The sequence below is a fragment of the Scandinavium goeteborgense genome, assembly GCF_003935895.2.
GTDB classification, from domain to species: domain Bacteria; phylum Pseudomonadota; class Gammaproteobacteria; order Enterobacterales; family Enterobacteriaceae; genus Scandinavium; species Scandinavium goeteborgense.
Genome location: NZ_CP054058.1, coordinates 2458049 through 2475066, shown reverse-complemented (window position 1 = coordinate 2475066; position 17018 = coordinate 2458049). Strand labels below are relative to the sequence as shown.

Genomic DNA, 17018 nt, shown 5'->3' with positions numbered 1-17018 from the left:
ATAATTTGCCAAAGTCAAACTCGCCCTCTTTAACCGGGAATATTAATTTCCAACAGGAATTATATTGAAATGGCGAAAGCAACTGCTATAACCATATCACCCCTCCGAGTATCTCTGTGAGCCTGATTATGTTAAGAAATATAAGTGTCAGAACATTCATATTGATGTTTTTACTGGTGGTTTTCTTAATTATCGATATTCTTGCCGCTGTGTTATCCGCGAACGTAGCGGTAATGGTGATGTTTAATATTTCATGGCTGGTGGCGATATCGCTATTGTGGCTCTATATGACTAAATATCTGGTGACGCCAATTAATGCGGTAAAGCGTAGTATTGATGAAGTCACGTCAGGTAATTTATCGGTGTATATCCCTGAATTTGGTAATAACTGTGCGGGGCGATTAATTCCAGGCATTAATAGTCTGTCGACGAATATTTCGACGCTGGTTTCGGAAATTCGCGCATCATCGCAAACGGCAATGACGTTGTCAGAGCAGTTAGCCAACCGCAGCGCAGAACTCTCTGTGACATCAGAACAGCAGTCTGCAACCCTGATGCAGACCGCGTCCAGCATGGAAGAGATCGCCGCCAGCACCAAAAATAATGCGGAAAATACCCGTCTGGCCAGCGGTCGCGCGGGGGATGCGACGCTTTGCGCGCGTAAAGGCGGCGAATTGATGGGCGAAGTGGCGACAAATATGCAGTCTATTACCGACTGCGCGCGTCAAATGACGGAAATTATTAGCCTGATTGACGGCATTGCGTTTCAGACCAATATTCTGGCCCTCAACGCAGCGGTAGAAGCGGCAAGGGCAGGTGACCACGGTAAAGGATTCTCAGTGGTAGCCGGTGAAGTTCGAAATCTGGCGCATCGCAGCGCCGAAGCGGCGAAAAATATTAAAACTCTGATCAGCGTCACCAGCGATAACGTGACCCAGGGGGCCAGTATTGTTGCCGAAGCCGAGAAGAATATGCAGGACATTGTTTCCGGTTCGGGTTTACTGAGTAATCTGATGGAGCAAATTTCCTCTTCGACGCTGCAACAGGAAAAAGGGATCGAACAAATCACCCAGGCATTATCTGAGCTGGAAAAAGTGACGCAGAGTAACGCGGCGGTGGTGGAAGAATTGGCCGGTTCGTCAGATGTTTTAAAACATCAGGTTGTGGAGTTGCAGACCCGGACACGAAACTTCCGCCTCGGCAACGAAGCGTCAGCGCCCGTCATTCCGGCAATAACGCCTCAAGCCGTGCCCGCCCCTGCGGCGGCAATTGGCAACGACAGGAACTACTGGCACTCGTTTTAACCGCACATTATTCTCGCTCAACGGGTCTGCTCTGGCAGGCCCGTTTCATTTACCGCCCGCCGATATTTCATTCTTGTTAACGATTTGCACATTGCGCTGCGCATCGGCCTGCCAGATAATTCTGCTTTCATGAACGAATTCAGTGCGATGCCAGGGCTGCATTTTGCGTAATGCTCTCGCGAGGCTAGACTTCATTGCACATTCAGAAAATTAATGGAGGCGTTGTGGAAGCCATTAAGGGAGCCGATGTGAACGTACCCGATGCGGTGTTTGCCTGGATGCTGGACGGGAAAGGCGGGGTTATCCCACTGGATGATGACAGGGTCATTGATAATGAGAACCCGTGCTGGCTGCATCTCAACTATACCCATCCTGATAGCGCAGAATGGCTGGCGACCACGCCGCTGCTGCCAAACAGTGTGCGCGATGCGTTGGCGGGTGACAGCGTTCGACCTCGCGTGACGCGCATGGGGGAAGGAACGTTGATCACGCTGCGCTGTATTAATGGCAGCACCGATGAGCGTCCTGACCAGCTGGTGGCAATGCGCCTGTATATGGATGAGCGGCTGATTGTGTCGACGCGTCAGCGTAAGGTGCTGGCGCTGGACGACGTGGTGAAAGATCTGGAAGAGGGCACCGGTCCTACTGATTGCGGCGGCTGGCTGGTGGATGTCTGCGATGCCCTGACCGATCACGCCAGTGAATTTATCGAGGAGCTGCACGATAAAATTATCGATCTCGAAGATAATCTGCTCGATCAGCAAATCCCCCCACGCGGTTTTCTGGCGCTGCTACGCAAACAGCTGATTGTGATGCGCCGCTATATGGCACCGCAGCGAGACGTGTATGCTCGATTAGCGAGTGAACGTTTCCCGTGGATGAACGACGATCAGCGCCGCAGAATGCAGGATATCTCTGACCGACTCGGCCGTGGACTGGATGAGATTGACGCCTGTATCGCCCGAACAGGGGTGATGACCGATGAAATCGCGCAGGTGATGCAGGAATCCTTATCGCGCCGAACCTATACCATGTCACTGATGGCGATGGTGTTTCTGCCGAGTACGTTCCTGACGGGACTGTTTGGCGTTAACCTCGGCGGCATTCCGGGCGGCGGCTGGCATTTCGGCTTTTCGCTGTTTTGTATTGGGCTGGTGGTGTTGATTGGTGGTGTTACGTGGTGGTTACACCGCAGTAAATGGTTGTAAAAAATAGGCTTTATGACAACTTATGCCCCTATAAACGCCGCCAAATTTGAGCGAGGTCAATAAACGCTCTACCCATTCAGGGCAATATCTTCCTCGCAGGTGAATGCAACGTCAAGCGATGGGCGTTGCGCTCCATATTGTCTTACTTCCTTTTTTTGAATTACTGCATAGCACAATTTGATTCGTACGACGCCGACTTAGATAAGTCGGCTTTTTTTTGCCTCACACTCCAGAACAACTACCCTTAAAGAACACCCACAGAACTGGAGGCAAAAAATGACGTGGCGACTCAGCGACCCGATTCCCACCGATCCCGTGCCAGTGCCTGACCCCATTCCACGGCCTCAGCCGCTGCCCGATCCGCCTGGCGATCCAGACCCACATCCGATTATCGATCCGCCGCCGTTTGGCTAGTCCTCGGACATAAAAAAGCCCTCGCGAAGAGGGCTTAGTCATTGCGTGTGGCGCTTACTTGATTTCGACGATATCGAGACGGTTAGCGAGCATATCCGTTTCTTCATCTTCCGGCTGCCAGCCTGCGGGCTGCAACGGGATGTCTTCTCTGTCGAATGCCAGGTCGCCGCCGTTCACGACTTCTGCGCCGTGTTTCAGGCCTTTAAAATCGAACCATTCGGTATCGCACAGATGCGAAGGCACCACGTTTTGCATCGCGCTAAACATGGTTTCGATGCGGCCTGGGTAACGTTTGTCCCAGTCGCGCAGCATATCGCCAATTACCTGACGTTGCAGGTTAGGCTGAGAGCCACACAGGTTGCACGGAATAATCGGATACGCTTTCGCTTCGGCGAAACGTTCGATGTCTTTCTCGCGGCAGTAGGCCAGCGGGCGAATAACAATGTGCTTCCCGTCGTCGCTCATCAGCTTCGGCGGCATCCCTTTCATTTTTCCGCCGTAGAACATGTTCAGGAACAGCGTCTGCAGGATATCGTCGCGGTGATGGCCGAGGGCGATTTTGGTTGCGCCCAGCTCAGTGGCGGTGCGATACAGAATACCGCGGCGCAGACGTGAGCACAGTGAGCAGGTGGTTTTGCCTTCCGGAATCTTCTCTTTCACGATGCCGTAGGTGTTTTCTTCGACAATCTTGTACTCAACGCCAAGCGTTTCGAGATAAGCCGGGAGAATGTGTTCCGGGAAGCCCGGTTGTTTCTGATCGAGGTTAACGGCGATCAGGCTGAAGTTCACCGGCGCGCTCTGCTGCAGATTACGCAGAATTTCCAGCATCGTGTAGCTGTCCTTGCCGCCGGACAGGCACACCATAATGCGATCGCCTTCTTCAATCATGTTGTAGTCGGCAATAGCTTCGCCCACGTTACGACGCAGGCGCTTTTGAAGTTTGTTCAGGTTGTACTGGTCTTTCTTGCTCGTTTCTTGATTTTGCGACATGTAATGATGGCTCTGGTCGTAGGTAAATGGCAGCCAGCGTCAGGAGCACTGACGAACACCGGGATCATTGATGAATTGTAGCAATAATCTGCGGCTGCCCTGGCGAAAGTCTGGCGTGTATGGTACGGATTACAGCGCCGAATACCAGCGTGATTTATGTCGCAATGCGTTTACTTGCCGGGTTTTTTGATTTCGCTGATTGGCATCATCAGTTCTTTCAGCAGCGCGTAACGTTGCGCCGGGGTCAGATACAGTGGACCAAGGTGATGGATACCCGTCGGCTCTTGCAGCCAGGCGGCTTTGAGATTGCGAAGCCAGGTGTGGACGCTGTTCATGATTTCATCTCCTGTTGTGATGAATTCACTCTAGAGCAGTAAAAGCGGAAGAAAAACGGATGCTATTGAATTTAACGTTCCGGGTTTGTTGTGAGAGGTAGGGTTGAACAAAAAACATCCGGTCGGCAATTGTTTTTATCCATATCGTGCGATAGGAAAAAGATTGAACTTATCCCTCACTGTTACATTTTCGCGTGTCGTTTCTTTCTCAACGAATTAATTAAGTGAACTTGGCAGACTATTTGAGGTCAGCCGCAGGGGAGAAGAAGGCCACATAGGTCCATTCTTAGCGCTAATACCGAATCCGGTTAGGATTTTCAGACATAAAAAAACCCGCCGATATCGGCGGGTTTATTACAACAAACTTCGACTACATTAGAACTGGTAAACCAGACCTAAAGCAACAACGTCGTCGGTGTTGATACCGTTATCGTTGGTGAAGGTGTTGTCGTCCAGCAGGTTGATTTTGTAATCAACGTAGGTAGACATATTTTTGTTGAAGTAGTAAGTCGCGCCCACGGATACGTATTTAACCAGATCCTGATCGCCAGCAGAGGTGCCGTCGATGTTGTTCAGGTCCTTACCTTTAGACTGCAGGTAAGAGACTTCTGGACGCAGACCGAAGTCGAACTGGTACTGTGCGGTAACTTCGAAGTTCTGAGTTTTGTTTGCAACACCGTTAACATCACCGTAAGGAGTCATGTTACGGGTTTCAGAATACATGGTCGCGAGGTAGACGTTGTTCGCGTCATACTTCAGGCCAGCAGTCCATGCGTCAGCTTTTTCGCCGCCAGCAGTGGTATAGAGCTGTTGATCGTTGGTACGGTCTGAAGACGCGTACGCAGCACCCGCGCTGAAGCCAGCACCGATGTCATAAGTGGTGGAGAGACCCCAGCCGTCGCCATTGTCGTTACGATATGAATTTTTCTTCATATCGCCACGGCTTGCAGTACCTTCAGCTTCGTTGCTAGCGCCTTCGTTTTTACCCTGGTACTGAACAGCGAAGTTCAGGCCATCAACCAGACCGAAGAAGTCGCTGTTACGGTAGGTTGCAACACCGTTAGCACGACCCGTCATGAAGTTGTCGGCTTTGGTGTAGGAGTCTCCACCGAACTCTGGCAGGACGTCAGTCCATGCTTCTACGTCGTACAGTACGCCGTAGTTACGACCGTAGTCGAATGAACCGTAATCGCCGAATTTCAGACCTGCGAAGCCCAGACGAGTCCAAGCCTGATCGCTGGAACCTTCAGTGTTGTTCGCCTGAACGTTGTATTCCCACTGGCCGTAACCGGTCAGCTGGTCAGTAATCTGTGTTTCGCCTTTGAAGCCAACACGGATGTAGGACTGATCGCCATTTGCTTTATCGCTATCGGAGAAGTAGTGCAGGCCATCAACTTTGCCGTACAGATCAAGTTTGTTGCCATCTTTATTATAAATTTCTGCTGCGTGAACTGCGCCTGCAGTTAATAACGCAGGGATTACGAGTGCCAGTACTTTTCTTTTCATTTTAATAATCCTTTAAGCTGTTTTTATACTCTGCCTTCCTTACGGGAAGTAAGGCCATGCTAATGTAGAGATATCTAAAGAAGGTAAGCCTCATTTGTTACTATATGAGTAAAATCTAAATAAAATAATTCAGCTGAAACCTTGATTGATTCGGTGAATGAATGATGAGGAATCATTGATCGTGGGAATTATACAGGGGGAGTAAATCGGGATAATATGGCGCCGTTATATGCCTAATTTGCCACACAAATTGAGATGTTGCTGTGTGTCGTTATGTGATTCCTATATTAGTCAATATTTAAATGACAAGCCCGAACAGATGTTCGGGCTTTTTTTATTTATTTTTGGATTGTGGGCAATAATTAATCACTGGCTGACTTTTCCGCCTTACCGGCCATTTGCGCAAGGAAATCGTAGCGTTTTTGCAAATCGGCGGCGGCGTCTTTCCACAACTGTTCGGCAACCTCAGGCTGCTGCGCATTCAGACGACGGAAGCGCTGCTCTTTCATCAGCGTGTCGGCGAGGGCATCTGACGGTGGACGCGAATCCAGAGCCAGCGGCAGTTTGCCTTCATCAGCACGACGCGGATCAAAGCGATACAGCGGCCAGAAGCCGGTGGCGGTGAGCTGACGCATCTGATCGTGACTCAGCGCCAGATCGTAACCATGCTCCTCGCATGGGCTATAGGCGATGATCAGCGACGGCCCCGGATACGCTTCTGCTTCCTGAATCGCTTTCACCGTCTGGTTAAGCTGCGCGCCGAGCGAGATTTGCGCCACATAGACATGCCCGTACATCATCATGCTCACGCCCAAATCTTTGCGCGATTTACGCTTGCCGTGCTCGCCGAATTTGGTCACCGCGCCGAGCGGGGTCGCTTTCGACGCCTGGCCGCCGGTATTGGAATAGCACTGCGTATCCAGCACCAGAATATTGACGTTTTCGGTCAGACTCAGAACGTGGTCGAGACCACCAAAGCCGATATCGTAAGCCCAGCCGTCGCCACCAATCAGCCAGATGGATTTTTCCACCAGGGCGTCCGCGTCGGTGAGCAGCTCAGTTGCGCCGTCTACGCCCTGCAAATGCTGGCGTAAAGACGCGACCTGTTCACGACGTACTTCCGGCGTTGCCTCTGCGTGTAGCGCGTCGTTCAGCTCAGCCGGAAGTTTATCCGCGAACGTGTCGAGCAGACGCATCACGCGTTGGCGGTGCTGATCGACCGATAAACGGAAGCCTAAGCCGAACTCGGCGTTGTCCTCGAACAGTGAGTTTGCCCATGCCGGACCGCGACCGTTAATGTCGGTGGTGTAGGGCGTTGAGGGCAGGTTGCCGCCATAAATAGACGAACAGCCGGTGGCGTTGGCGATCATCATGCGGTCGCCATACAGCTGCGTCAGCAACTTGATGTACGGCGTTTCACCGCAGCCGGAGCAAGCACCGGAATATTCAAACAGCGGTGTGATCAGCTGCGAAGTACGGATATCAATGCGTTCCAGTTTAGTTTTGTCGATTTCCGGCAGGTCGAGGAAGAAGTCATAATTCACTTTCTCTTCTTCAACGTGATCGAGGCGCGACATCATATTGATGGCTTTGATACTTGGATCCTGACGATCTTTCGCCGGGCAGACTTCCACGCACAGATTACAGCCGGTGCAGTCTTCAGGTGCGACCTGCAGCACATATTTCTGGCCGCGCATATCGCGGGATTTCACGTCCAGCGAATGCAGGCTCGCAGGTGCGTTTTCCATATCCTCTGGTGACACCACTTTGGCGCGAATGGCCGAATGCGGACAGGCCGCGACGCAGTGGTTACACTGGGTACACAGGTCTTCTTTCCAGATTGGGATCTCTTCGGCGATATTGCGTTTTTCCCAGCGCGTGGTGCCGACCGGCCAGGTGCCGTCCGGCGGAAGCGCGGAAACCGGCAATGCATCGCCAAGCCCGGCCAGCATCGCAGCCGTCACGGTTTTGACAAAATCAGGCGCGGCATCCGAAACCACCGGTGGGCGATTCGGACTGTTGGTATCGACCGGCTGCAGCGGCACTTCTGCCAACAGTTCGCGGGCCATCGCCAGCGCCTGCCAGTTGCGCTCGACCAGCTCCTGGCCTTTGCTGCTGTAGCTTTTGGCAATCGCGCCCTGCAGTTCAATCAGCGCGCTGTCGCCCGGCAGAATTTGCGTCAACTGGAAGAACGCCATTTGCATCACGGTATTGATGCGCGCCGCCAGGCCACATTCACGCGCGATTTTCGCCGCGTTGACGATATAAAAGCGGGCCTGTTTCTGATTCAGAACAGCCTGAACCTCACGCGGCAGGCGAGACCACACTTCTTCGACGCTGTAAGGCGTGTTGAGTAGGAAAATCCCACCCGGCTTCAGGCGCTCGGCCATTTGATATTTGTCGATGAACTGCAGCTGGTGACAGCCCACAAAATCCGCCTGCGACACCAGATACGCCGAACGCACCGGCTGTTCAGAGACACGCAGATGCGACACTGTCAAACCACCGGCTTTTTTCGAGTCATACACGAAATAGCCCTGGGCATACCACGGCGTCGAGTTGCCGATGATTTTGATATTGTTTTTGGTTGCCGACACGCTGCCGTCGCTGCCCAGCCCGTAAAACAGCGCTTCGAGCTTGGCGGTAGACGGCAGGGTGTTTTCCGGCAGCGGCAGGGACAAATTGGTCACGTCGTCGTAAATGCCGACGGTGAAACGCGGCTTCGGTTTAGCGGCGCTCAGCTCGTTGAATACGGCCAGTACGCAGTCCGGGCCGAACTCTTTCGACGACAGGCCGTAGCGCCCGCCAATGACGCGCGGCAACGTTTCGCGCTCACCGCTGTTAAAGGCTTCCGCCAGGGCGGTCATCACATCGAGATACAGAGGTTCGGCGTGCGCGCCAGGCTCTTTGGTGCGATCCATCACCGCCAGCGTTTTCACGCTTTGCGGGATCTCTGCCAGCAGATGAGCGGCGGAGAACGGACGATACAGACGGACTTTCAGCACGCCGACTTTTTCACCGCGGGTCAGCAGTTCATCAACCACTTCCTCGCAGGTGCCAATCGCCGAACCCATCAGAACGATAACGCGTTCGGCCTGCGGGTGGCCGTAATATTCGAACGGTTTGTACTGGCGACCAGTGGCGCTGGCGAAATCATTCATCGCCTGTTCGACGTGAGCGTAAACCGCGTCATACCACGGGTTGGTCGCTTCACGAGACTGGAAGTAGGTGTCCGGGTTAGCGGACGTGCCGCGGATCACCGGATGCTCCGGGTTCAGCGCGCGAGTGCGGTGCGCATCGATTTCGGCTTGCGGCAGCAGATTGAGAATAGTGTCATCGGCCAGCGGCACGATTTTGTTGATCTCATGCGACGTGCGGAAACCATCAAAGAAATGAATGAATGGCACGCGGCTTTTGAGGGTCGCGATATGTGAAATCAGCGCAAAATCCTGCGCTTCCTGCACATTAGCCGCGCTGAGCATCGCACAGCCGGTCTGGCGCACGGCCATCACATCGGAGTGATCGCCAAAAATAGACAGGGCGTGGGTCGCGACGGTACGCGCCGCGACGTGCAGCACAAACGGCGTCAGCTGCCCGGCCAGTTTGTACAGCGTCGGGATCATCAACAGCAATCCCTGCGAAGAGGTAAAGGACGTGGAGAGGGCGCCGGTCTGCAATGCGCCGTGAACCGCGGCAATCGCGCCCGCTTCAGACTGCATTTCGACAACCCGGGGCACATCGCCCCAGACGTTTTTCAGCCCGTTCCCCGCCCAGGCATCAGCCTGTTCCGCCATCGTTGAGCTTGGCGTTATCGGGTAGATGGCAATCACTTCGCTGGTGCGAAACGCCACCGACGCGCATGCGCCGTTACCGTCTGTTGTAATCATATGGTTTGTCTCATTGCTTAACTATAAGATTTTCATGGCCTTTTGGCTGTCTGTTGTACAGCCTGGGGCACCACTGGGGCAGTAGCAGGCATTTTTTGATTTAGTATCCCAACCTGATCTGCATTGTTCTCACTCATCCATGCTCCATATACGATGTAGACCATCTGAGCGTTCCGGTGCCCCATCTGAGTTGCTATAAACGTCGGGTTTGCCCCAACAGCTAATGCCCAGCATGCGTATGTGTGGCGGGACTGATATGGATTTCGATATCTGATCCCGGCTCGTTTAGTCAATCCCTCCCAGGAGGAGGACAACGACGTTACTGAATAGTGGTTCGTTCCCGCCGGATTTTTTCTGGTGACCTCTGGGTTAAACACAAAGGTGCAGGGGTGAGTGCTTGAGCGTCCGTACTCGCGCAACTTCACTTCGACCTTTTTTTGTTTTCCCAGCCGGGTCAATTCAAGCTGGCTTTTCAGAGCTTCGATAGCCGGCTGAATCAAATGGATGATTCGATCAGTGCCTGAATCTGTCTTCGGCAGCGTGAATTCTTTCGCGCGCGTATACGTCCTTCTAACAATGATAGTCCCGGCTTTCAGATCTATGTCTTCCCAGGCAAGGGCACAAAGTTCACCATGTCTCATTCCAGTATAGACAGCGAGGGACCATAGATTCTTGATCTGCGGATGATTGGCTGCCTCTATCAACCGTACAAACTCATCTCTTTCTAATGGATCAGGCTCCGGTTTTGATTTCTTCAACAACGAAATCCCTTCAAACGGGTTCTTTTCGATATACCCATTTGATGCCGCAAACTGGAACATGCCACCAGTTATCACCATGTACCCATTAACGGTAGGTGCTTTTCGCCCCATTTTCGCCTTCTTCTGTCCGCCCTTCAGTAGGTGAGCGCCGGTCAGGAGTTCTTTTCGCAAGAACAAAAGATCTTCCTGGTTCACCGCTGAAATCAACTTCCTTGCTCCAAGCCAGTTCACCATAATTTTGATCACGGATTCGTAGCTACGCATCGTGTTGTTTGAGGTTTCCATCCTCTTCAGAGCCAGCCATTTTTCAGACAGGTCTGACAGCGTGATTTCTTTACTCTGTAGGCCGAAATGACGCAGATTCACAGAGTCCGGAAACTGAGCCGCGTAGTTAAAACTTCCTGTCTTAATCGCAAAACAAACTGATGTCCTCAGCTCGCCAGCTATTTTTCTGTTTTTCGGTGTATCAGGCACGCCCAAGCTTTCGCGTATGCGCCTGCCTTTGTAATGGAAAACGATACGCAGTTTTCCACCGTGGTTTTCAACGCCGGTTGGATATGTTGGTTTTACCATTTGTCCTCCTGCGCCCAAGAGCTCAATTAGAGTAACCACACAGCAGGGCACATCAAAGGTCTATTCCCGGCTGTTTTGATATTTGATTCTCTATCCAGCGATCCACGGCTTCGCGATTATAGAGACACTCACTTGTTGGCTTTGGGACGCCGTCAGGGGACACATGTACGTATTCTCTGCCGACCATCCAAGATTCTTTTCTTGCTCTGAGAATGGTTCCTGGCTTTAAGCCGGTCACCGCGATCAGCACTTTTTCAGCTACCCATTTATTCGGAGTCAGCTGGATAATGTGTTCCATAGTCACCTCGGTTCAATGCAAGGCCACTACATCGGAAAGATACCGCAAAATTTCATGCAGGATTTTCCCGTGAGTAGCAATACCAGATATCGATTAGATGAATCTTCGCTTGTACGTAGATAAAAACGCCCGGACTAACCGGGCAAAAGGGATAACGGTGGCAGTGCTTTCGCACCCAATAGCCAGCTCATAACTGGATATCGGTTGCGTTACCTGTCAGGTATATTGAGTCACATTGAAATGGAGGGATGTATGGCTACTTATAAGCAGATCCAGGAATACGTAAAAGCCCATAATGGCGTCAGCGTTAAAACATGCCATATCGCTCATGTTAAACATTTGAATGGATTTCAAATGAGACAGGCACCCAACCGCATTTCTCCTGACTCAAGGGTGTATGAATGCCCTGATAATTTCGTCCCGCTTATCGAGCAAGCGATGAAACATTTCGGGATGATTGGTTAACTTCCTCATGCCGCACGCTGGGCGCGCAGCGATTTAATGTGCTCGCTCTTCTCCAGTTCAGCGCGTATCTGTGCCGCCTCACGGTGATTGAGATATTCGAAGTCGTTGTTGAATCGGTCGATTGAAGCGGTGTTGATCCGGCCCTGTCGCCAGTAGCGGACTATTTCTGATGTGCTGCTGTTAATTAGTACGGGCCAACCGTGCTGGTCAGCGTAAATCTGACCTCTTTGAATGAGTGCAAACATCACGCACCTCGCTGTTTATTCCTCAATTCGATAATGCTTTGGCATTCAGCGCATGTCTGGCAGCCGGGAACGGCAGCGCGCCGCGGCGCCGGGATGTCTTCGCCGCATTCACTGCAATGTTCAGCTGATACGGCGTTGCGGTTTAGTCGGTGAGCGGCGAGGGCGTTGTTACGTTGTAACTCTTCAATTTCAGCTGCTGAATCAACGATGTCGGCCATATCAATGCTCCCTGAACTGGCCGTTAATCCGGCCTATGGTGTAGATGAACAAAACAAAAGGGACACCGAGTCCCTTTAGCTTTTCGTAATGCTTGGCCAGTAACGGCCTGCTGACGGTGTCGAACTTTGGCTTGGGCTTCTGCTTCATCGCGGCCTTCAGTTCGTCATTGCAGTTCCGTGCTGTGGCGCATAGGGCGTTCTCTTGCTCAGTGGTCGTTAGCTTCATGCAGCCTCCCGTCGGACGAGAAGTTTCGCGCCAAATGTCATCAATTCGTCACGCTCAACTGCGGTGAACTGGCAATGCGTCCGTGGGAACGGTCGCCAGATAATCAGCATGCTGCCCTTGTTATTACCGCTGACAGGCTTTTTGGTGATCGGGTTGATAAATGCGAGCCTCCCGGCAGTGATGAAGCGCACTTCACTTGCGGTCTCGATAGCCTCACGGAACCATCCGACCGAGGTATCCGCAGGAACAAGCATGACGGTGCCGATCTGGTTGGCGCTCTCAGCCGCGGCTTTTTTCACGAATGGTGTGATGTCGCTATAAGGCGGATTCAGCCAGACGTAACCGGGAACGCTCAGGTAATCGCTCCACGACGTCTCTAGTGTGTTCTGCTCGAGGGTTATGAAGTGACGGCATAGCGCGTTTTGAGGCGCTGCTGCTGCGTCGAGCTGAAAGCAGAATTCAGCATCCAGTGAAGTGAAAAGTGCGGGTGGAGTACGCCAGAGGTCGCGTTGTTCTGCCGGAGTGTTACTTCCTCCATATCCAGCGCGGATCGAGATTTGACTCTCTTCTTCCATGGGCTCTTCTGCCTCTTGCTCAGGAATATCACCTACTTCGCACGTCAGAGCTTCACAGCTTTCGGTACATGAGTTTGGGTCATACCCGCCACCACCTTTTATTGTCGCTGCAATATCTTCGCGCGAGCTATCGGAGAACATTGCGATTACGCTCTCAAGCGAGTTGTTGCCGCGGTACATGATTTTGTTTTCCTGCTGGCGGCGTTCCACAATTCTAACGGAAGGGTCTGTAATCAGGCTCCAGAATTCAGCGGCGAGCTCCGGCTCGTCGCGGGTGGCGAGGGCGACCTTATTAATTCCTTTCTTGATACAGAAAACGCAGTTGCCAAGGTGCTCAGGAATGCCAAGATCAAACGGCTGATCCTTCCACCAGTCGAGAATGTCTTGTTTATCAAAGTCGCTTATATCTGCCAGATAACTGACGCCATCCCGTGGCTTTAACCTGCGCTGCTCGTCAGCACGAATACCAATCCATGTGTGGTACTGGCCGAATGTATCCCGACAAAATCTTTCATAAACCTCCATTTTCATCGTGCGCGTGCAGAATGCGCCGTGAACGTATGGTGTACCGTATTTTTCGCAGACATCCTTCCATGGTTGAAGATCGGGGCCTATTTCATCCAGCGAGACCACTGAGTAACTGTTTGCTTTACCGAGCTCAGGGTTAACCTTTACCCGGAGGCAGATCAGGTTTATCGACCACTCGCGCGCAACCTTCTTGATGAACTCGTAGGTCCCTTTATGTTCGGCCCCGGTGTCCATGTAAACGTAGTGAACCTCTTCGCCAGCTAGTCTCCGTTGCTCCATTAAATGGACGAGATGAGCCGAGGTTCTACCACCTGAGAAACTGACAACTTGAGGGATGCTCATGCGACCTCCTGTTCCGGATCTTTCATGTCCCATCCCTTCCGCTCAATGTTGGCCTGCAGCCGACGATCGCCAACTTCCTCAATACTGCGACCGGTTAGCTCTGCCACCCGGGCGTTGTTGTGGCGCCAGAGCAGTTCAAGCTCGTCACGCGTCCAGGCGGGAATGAGTGATCCGCCGTTTTCCTTCTCCAGCTTATGGCGCTTGCAACGTACCGAGGCGATGGTGCGTCGGGTTGCCTCCGCTATTTCTTCACATGAAAAATGACCAAACATAAATTCCTCTGCTTTTGTCCAGGGGCGCCCACGACGCAAATCAATCAGGTCGACACCGATTGCCGCAGCTTTGCTGTAAATGGAGCCGTTTGACCGCTCCAGCTTCTCAGCGATGAGGTGAATGGGCATAGAGCCTCCCACTTCTTGCAGAAACTTCGTTTCCCACTCCTGCCAGCGTTCACATCTCATTGCGCCTCCTTCAAACGGTAAATACGGCCGCCGATTGTTCCGTTGCCCCAAACCTCCATGGCCAGGTGCTGTTCAATCTGAGACAGGGCTGCAGGGGTGATGAACACCTCCTGCATCTCCAGAGCTGGCGCCCACCCCTCGTAATAGGGTTCGTGATAGTTGAGTGTTATCCCGGCTGTATGGGCTCGAGCCCCGCGCGCTGTCTGTGAACGGTGGAACGCAGTGATGTTGTTCCGCGCGTCTTTGCGCAGAATGTTCAGGATCGATTCTGGTTTCATAGCGGTAACGGCGGGGCCGTCCAGTAAGGGAAGGCGGCTTATACCACCTGTTTCAGTTCTTTAATTCGAATGCCGGTTACGTCTTTGCATTTAGCCTGGTGATCTGCGTAACCGTTAAGCCGCGTCCAGGTTTCGGCATAACGTTCCTGCAGTTTCTTCCCATCATTCTCAGTACTGGCGTACTGGGTAAATTCGGACAGGATTTGATCGGCATCGGCAGGTTGAACCTGGTGGGCATACGCGTCAGCATCAATGGCTGTTTCTTCTGTCGGAATGCAGAAGGCCTGAAATGCAGCGTACTTGTAAGCGATCGACATAGCCTTGTTTGTGGCCTTGTCTCCGCTATCCATAGCCTCGCCATAGGTTGTGACCGAGTGGACGCTTCCGTCCTCCGTGCTGACGAAGTCAAAGTCCCCGCGCACCGTGATGTAGAATAACGCGCCGCCGCTTTTACTCACTCGCTCTACACTCGTTCGTTCCGTATAGCGAGGAAGTATCACAAGCTTGTGTTTAACCAGAGCAGGGGCCAATGCGTTGTAAACGTCGTCAATACCACGAAACGCATAGTTAACCTGGCTACCTTGTTTTCGGGCCTTCTGAATCCCTTGCTCAGCCAGCTGCGCGGCAACCCCACTGATTGCCGCATATACCTTCTTGTTTTCCATAATGAACCTCAGAACGGTGCAGGGCCGAGGAAGTAGCGCTGATTGGCGACCTCAAAGCGCGCAAGGTTGAGTTCGATCCGCATCATCTTGCGGTTTCCTTTCTCACGGTAATAAAGCGCAGACTGTGTGAACTTACGCCGGGCAAGCTTGCTGGCTTTGACGGTGGTTTCGAGTGTCATGAGTCACCTCAGTAATGAATTTTGGTGCGTGGAACCAAGCCATCTTTCAACGCCGTAAGCACTTCGATAGCTTGCTCGCGGGTCAGACTGGTATTTACGGTGAGAGCATTGACGATATCGGTGCCGACGGCCTTGCGATGCTTCACGTCGGCTTCACGCTTAGCGGTTTCATCAGCGATGCGTTTCTCTTCTGCCAGCCGGGCCGCTTCCTTTGCTTCGGCTTCGCGCTTAATGCGATCAGCTTCTTCCTGAGCCCGGCGTTGTTCTGCCGCAATGGCTTCCTGCTTCTCACGTTCTGCGCGGGCGGCGGCCGCTTGCTTAGCCTGTTCAGCTTGCTCTTCAGCCTGCTTCCTCTGCCATTCAGCTAGCTGAACTGCTTCTTTTGCCTCAGCCTCACGTCGCGCAGCTGCTTCGAGCTCTGCTTTGTGCTTTTCTTCTGCATCGCGTTTGGCCTGCTCGGCGGCTTCCTGCTTTAACCGATCGTCACGTTCGCGCTGAGCCTGTTCTGCCAGGCGGCGCTGTTCTTCGCGGTCACGGTCGAACTTATCGTTCATCAGCAGGGCCATTTCATGGTCTGCTTCTATCTGCGTGGCACGCTGATCATCGAACATCCTGTTCATCACAAGAGCTTCTTCGTGCATAGCATTAAATTCTTCTTCCACACGAATTTTTTCCTGCTCTGCTTCCCATTCGGTGAGCGGGCGGCGGGTTGCATCACGTAATTCGTCGCAGGCATCAACGAAGCGCTTAATTTCGACTTCGGCGGGCTTCACCGCTTCTTTCAGGCGCTTCAGATACTCGCGGCCCGGCTTCTCGATTGCCGTCTTGCTACGTGATACCTGCGCCGCCAGAGAGGCTACGCGGTCACGACCCTTCTTAGTGGAAAGGTCAGGCACTTCGTTCACTGCCTGGCGGATTTGCTCAAGGAAAGCTTCCAGGCCGTTCGGGGTGTAAAGCACCGGTGCCTGGTCAGGTTTGATTTCAATAAGGGCTAAGTCGCTCATGTTTTTTCCTTGATTAACAAGTATGAGAATGACCAAAATGCACATCTAGCGTATGCATATAAAAGGCCCGTCTGATGCTGATAGATAAGAAGCTTCCGTCCCCGATGTACCCGACAGCTGAAATGGGTAAGCGATCGAAACGGAATCATTGGTATGTAAGAGAAAAGGGGAGTGACCAACCTACAGACCAGTCATGGTATGACTGGTGGAAGTCTCGCTCTCTTGGTGAAGAAAGAAATGGTCATATAGCGTGGCGGTCGACGTGTATAGCCAGGAATGCTCCAGATCCCTTCAACCCACCGAACTCATTTGAAGTCGATTTCAAAGCCCCTGACGGAAAGGTTTACACCCTTCAATTCAGCCTGGCTCCGCATGGACCAAATAAGTAATCTATCAGTGCTTTAGTCCGTCACCGCGCCCGTCGAGATACACCTCTACCAATAACTCTCTGGTGTAGGTGCGCTCATAGCCTCGGTGCAGATAGAGACACCCCCGGACGTTCGCTGATGCGGTCCAGGTGCTGTCGTGGTGCTTGATGAGCATTCCGGGCTGTATA

20 protein-coding genes and 1 pseudogene are annotated in these 17018 nt (G+C 52.5%); 4 read left to right on the top strand and 17 right to left on the bottom strand.

Annotated features, from left to right (window positions below):
• Window positions 1-128: 128 nt before the first annotated feature.
• Entirely contained in the window at window positions 129-1304 is a 1176-nt protein-coding gene (locus A8O29_RS12790) for a methyl-accepting chemotaxis protein (protein ID WP_125353921.1), read from the top strand.
• A gap of 45 nt (window positions 1305-1349) precedes the next feature.
• Here the strand turns inward: A8O29_RS12790 and A8O29_RS12785 are convergent, their stop codons facing one another.
• Window positions 1350-1499, bottom strand: a complete 150-nt coding sequence (locus A8O29_RS12785) for a hypothetical protein (protein WP_174081322.1) — start codon at window positions 1497-1499, stop codon at window positions 1350-1352.
• A 29-nt stretch (window positions 1500-1528) separates the two neighbouring features.
• Here A8O29_RS12785 and zntB point away from each other — a divergent pair, with 29 nt between their 5' ends.
• Together zntB and ynaL are read left to right on the top strand one after the other, a co-directional pair.
• On the top strand, window positions 1529-2512 hold the full coding sequence (zntB, locus tag A8O29_RS12780; protein ID WP_125353922.1) for a zinc transporter ZntB: 984 nt from the start codon (window positions 1529-1531) through the stop codon (window positions 2510-2512).
• A 276-nt stretch (window positions 2513-2788) separates the two neighbouring features.
• Window positions 2789-2926, top strand: a complete 138-nt coding sequence (ynaL, locus tag A8O29_RS12775; protein ID WP_159774631.1) for a proline-rich small protein YnaL — start codon at window positions 2789-2791, stop codon at window positions 2924-2926.
• Window positions 2927-2980: 54 nt separating this feature from the next.
• Here ynaL and ttcA read toward each other — a convergent pair whose 3' ends face one another.
• The 6 genes from ttcA to A8O29_RS12745 all read right to left on the bottom strand — a co-directional run bounded on the left by ttcA (window position 2981) and on the right by A8O29_RS12745 (window position 11276).
• Window positions 2981-3916: a tRNA 2-thiocytidine(32) synthetase TtcA gene (ttcA, locus tag A8O29_RS12770; protein ID WP_125353923.1), complete on the bottom strand. Its 936-nt coding sequence runs from the start codon at window positions 3914-3916 to the stop codon at window positions 2981-2983.
• 170 nt (window positions 3917-4086) lie between these two features.
• On the bottom strand, window positions 4087-4251 hold the full coding sequence (locus A8O29_RS12765) for a hypothetical protein (RefSeq protein WP_168713852.1): 165 nt from the start codon (window positions 4249-4251) through the stop codon (window positions 4087-4089).
• Between the two features lie 375 nt (window positions 4252-4626).
• Complete coding sequence (gene ompC, locus A8O29_RS12760; RefSeq protein ID WP_125353924.1) at window positions 4627-5757, bottom strand: porin OmpC; 1131 nt, start codon at window positions 5755-5757, stop codon at window positions 4627-4629.
• A gap of 362 nt (window positions 5758-6119) precedes the next feature.
• Window positions 6120-9644 (bottom strand): pyruvate:ferredoxin (flavodoxin) oxidoreductase, encoded by a 3525-nt coding sequence (gene nifJ / locus A8O29_RS12755; protein WP_125353925.1) that lies wholly within the window; start codon window positions 9642-9644, stop codon window positions 6120-6122.
• A gap of 32 nt (window positions 9645-9676) precedes the next feature.
• Window positions 9677-10978, bottom strand: a complete 1302-nt coding sequence (locus tag A8O29_RS12750) for a site-specific integrase (protein ID WP_125353926.1) — start codon at window positions 10976-10978, stop codon at window positions 9677-9679.
• 52 nt (window positions 10979-11030) lie between these two features.
• Entirely contained in the window at window positions 11031-11276 is a 246-nt protein-coding gene (locus A8O29_RS12745; protein ID WP_125353927.1) for an excisionase family protein, read from the bottom strand.
• A 252-nt stretch (window positions 11277-11528) separates the two neighbouring features.
• Here A8O29_RS12745 and A8O29_RS12740 point away from each other — a divergent pair, with 252 nt between their 5' ends.
• Window positions 11529-11741 (top strand): hypothetical protein, encoded by a 213-nt coding sequence (locus tag A8O29_RS12740; RefSeq protein WP_125353928.1) that lies wholly within the window; start codon window positions 11529-11531, stop codon window positions 11739-11741.
• A gap of 5 nt (window positions 11742-11746) precedes the next feature.
• On the opposite strand, the gene A8O29_RS12735 is transcribed toward A8O29_RS12740, so the two are convergent.
• From A8O29_RS12735 to A8O29_RS12695, 10 genes and pseudogenes are all read right to left on the bottom strand, one after another.
• Window positions 11747-11986, bottom strand: coding sequence for a DUF4222 domain-containing protein (locus A8O29_RS12735; RefSeq protein WP_125353929.1), 240 nt, complete (start codon window positions 11984-11986; stop codon window positions 11747-11749).
• Window positions 11986-12204, bottom strand: a complete 219-nt coding sequence (locus A8O29_RS12730; protein WP_125353930.1) for a TraR/DksA family transcriptional regulator — start codon at window positions 12202-12204, stop codon at window positions 11986-11988. The genes A8O29_RS12735 and A8O29_RS12730 overlap by 1 nt, the downstream gene beginning before the upstream one ends.
• Window position 12205: 1 nt before the next feature.
• Window positions 12206-12430, bottom strand: a complete 225-nt coding sequence (locus tag A8O29_RS12725) for a hypothetical protein (RefSeq protein ID WP_125353931.1) — start codon at window positions 12428-12430, stop codon at window positions 12206-12208.
• On the bottom strand, window positions 12427-13005 hold the full coding sequence (locus A8O29_RS22770; protein ID WP_246316674.1) for a phage N-6-adenine-methyltransferase: 579 nt from the start codon (window positions 13003-13005) through the stop codon (window positions 12427-12429). The genes A8O29_RS12725 and A8O29_RS22770 overlap by 4 nt, the downstream gene beginning before the upstream one ends.
• 504 nt (window positions 13006-13509) lie before the next feature.
• Window positions 13510-13812 (bottom strand): annotated as a pseudogene (locus A8O29_RS22765) (phage N-6-adenine-methyltransferase); the annotation flags it as partial.
• Between the two features lie 59 nt (window positions 13813-13871).
• The gene (locus tag A8O29_RS22760) at window positions 13872-14336 is read right to left on the bottom strand and encodes a hypothetical protein (RefSeq protein ID WP_246316687.1); all 465 of its coding nucleotides are present in this window, start codon (window positions 14334-14336) and stop codon (window positions 13872-13874) included.
• Window positions 14333-14614, bottom strand: a complete 282-nt coding sequence (locus A8O29_RS12710) for a hypothetical protein (RefSeq protein ID WP_125353933.1) — start codon at window positions 14612-14614, stop codon at window positions 14333-14335. The genes A8O29_RS22760 and A8O29_RS12710 overlap by 4 nt, the downstream gene beginning before the upstream one ends.
• A gap of 38 nt (window positions 14615-14652) precedes the next feature.
• On the bottom strand, window positions 14653-15279 hold the full coding sequence (locus A8O29_RS12705; protein WP_125353934.1) for an ERF family protein: 627 nt from the start codon (window positions 15277-15279) through the stop codon (window positions 14653-14655).
• Between the two features lie 8 nt (window positions 15280-15287).
• Window positions 15288-15458: a hypothetical protein gene (locus A8O29_RS12700; RefSeq protein WP_168713853.1), complete on the bottom strand. Its 171-nt coding sequence runs from the start codon at window positions 15456-15458 to the stop codon at window positions 15288-15290.
• Between the two features lie 8 nt (window positions 15459-15466).
• Entirely contained in the window at window positions 15467-16462 is a 996-nt protein-coding gene (locus A8O29_RS12695; protein ID WP_125353935.1) for a hypothetical protein, read from the bottom strand.
• Window positions 16463-17018 lie beyond the last annotated feature (556 nt).

Coding starts and splice junctions, on each gene's coding strand:
- A8O29_RS12765 (WP_168713852.1), bottom strand. CDS start 4,251: ATGAACAGCGTCCACACCTGGCTTCGCAATCTCAAAGCCGCCTGGCTG.
- ttcA (WP_125353923.1), bottom strand. CDS start 3,916: ATGTCGCAAAATCAAGAAACGAGCAAGAAAGACCAGTACAACCTGAAC.
- A8O29_RS12730 (WP_125353930.1), bottom strand. CDS start 12,204: ATGGCCGACATCGTTGATTCAGCAGCTGAAATTGAAGAGTTACAACGT.
- A8O29_RS12695 (WP_125353935.1), bottom strand. CDS start 16,462: ATGAGCGACTTAGCCCTTATTGAAATCAAACCTGACCAGGCACCGGTG.
- A8O29_RS12700 (WP_168713853.1), bottom strand. CDS start 15,458: ATGACACTCGAAACCACCGTCAAAGCCAGCAAGCTTGCCCGGCGTAAG.
- nifJ (WP_125353925.1), bottom strand. CDS start 9,644: ATGATTACAACAGACGGTAACGGCGCATGCGCGTCGGTGGCGTTTCGC.
- A8O29_RS12750 (WP_125353926.1), bottom strand. CDS start 10,978: ATGGTAAAACCAACATATCCAACCGGCGTTGAAAACCACGGTGGAAAA.
- A8O29_RS12705 (WP_125353934.1), bottom strand. CDS start 15,279: ATGGAAAACAAGAAGGTATATGCGGCAATCAGTGGGGTTGCCGCGCAG.
- A8O29_RS22770 (WP_246316674.1), bottom strand. CDS start 13,005: ATGGAAGAAGAGAGTCAAATCTCGATCCGCGCTGGATATGGAGGAAGT.
- A8O29_RS12710 (WP_125353933.1), bottom strand. CDS start 14,614: ATGAAACCAGAATCGATCCTGAACATTCTGCGCAAAGACGCGCGGAAC.
- A8O29_RS12735 (WP_125353929.1), bottom strand. CDS start 11,986: ATGTTTGCACTCATTCAAAGAGGTCAGATTTACGCTGACCAGCACGGT.
- A8O29_RS22760 (WP_246316687.1), bottom strand. CDS start 14,336: ATGAGATGTGAACGCTGGCAGGAGTGGGAAACGAAGTTTCTGCAAGAA.
- A8O29_RS12740 (WP_125353928.1), top strand. CDS start 11,529: ATGGCTACTTATAAGCAGATCCAGGAATACGTAAAAGCCCATAATGGC.
- A8O29_RS12725 (WP_125353931.1), bottom strand. CDS start 12,430: ATGAAGCTAACGACCACTGAGCAAGAGAACGCCCTATGCGCCACAGCA.
- A8O29_RS12745 (WP_125353927.1), bottom strand. CDS start 11,276: ATGGAACACATTATCCAGCTGACTCCGAATAAATGGGTAGCTGAAAAA.
- ynaL (WP_159774631.1), top strand. CDS start 2,789: ATGACGTGGCGACTCAGCGACCCGATTCCCACCGATCCCGTGCCAGTG.
- A8O29_RS12785 (WP_174081322.1), bottom strand. CDS start 1,499: ATGAAGTCTAGCCTCGCGAGAGCATTACGCAAAATGCAGCCCTGGCAT.
- A8O29_RS12790 (WP_125353921.1), top strand. CDS start 129: ATGTTAAGAAATATAAGTGTCAGAACATTCATATTGATGTTTTTACTG.
- ompC (WP_125353924.1), bottom strand. CDS start 5,757: ATGAAAAGAAAAGTACTGGCACTCGTAATCCCTGCGTTATTAACTGCA.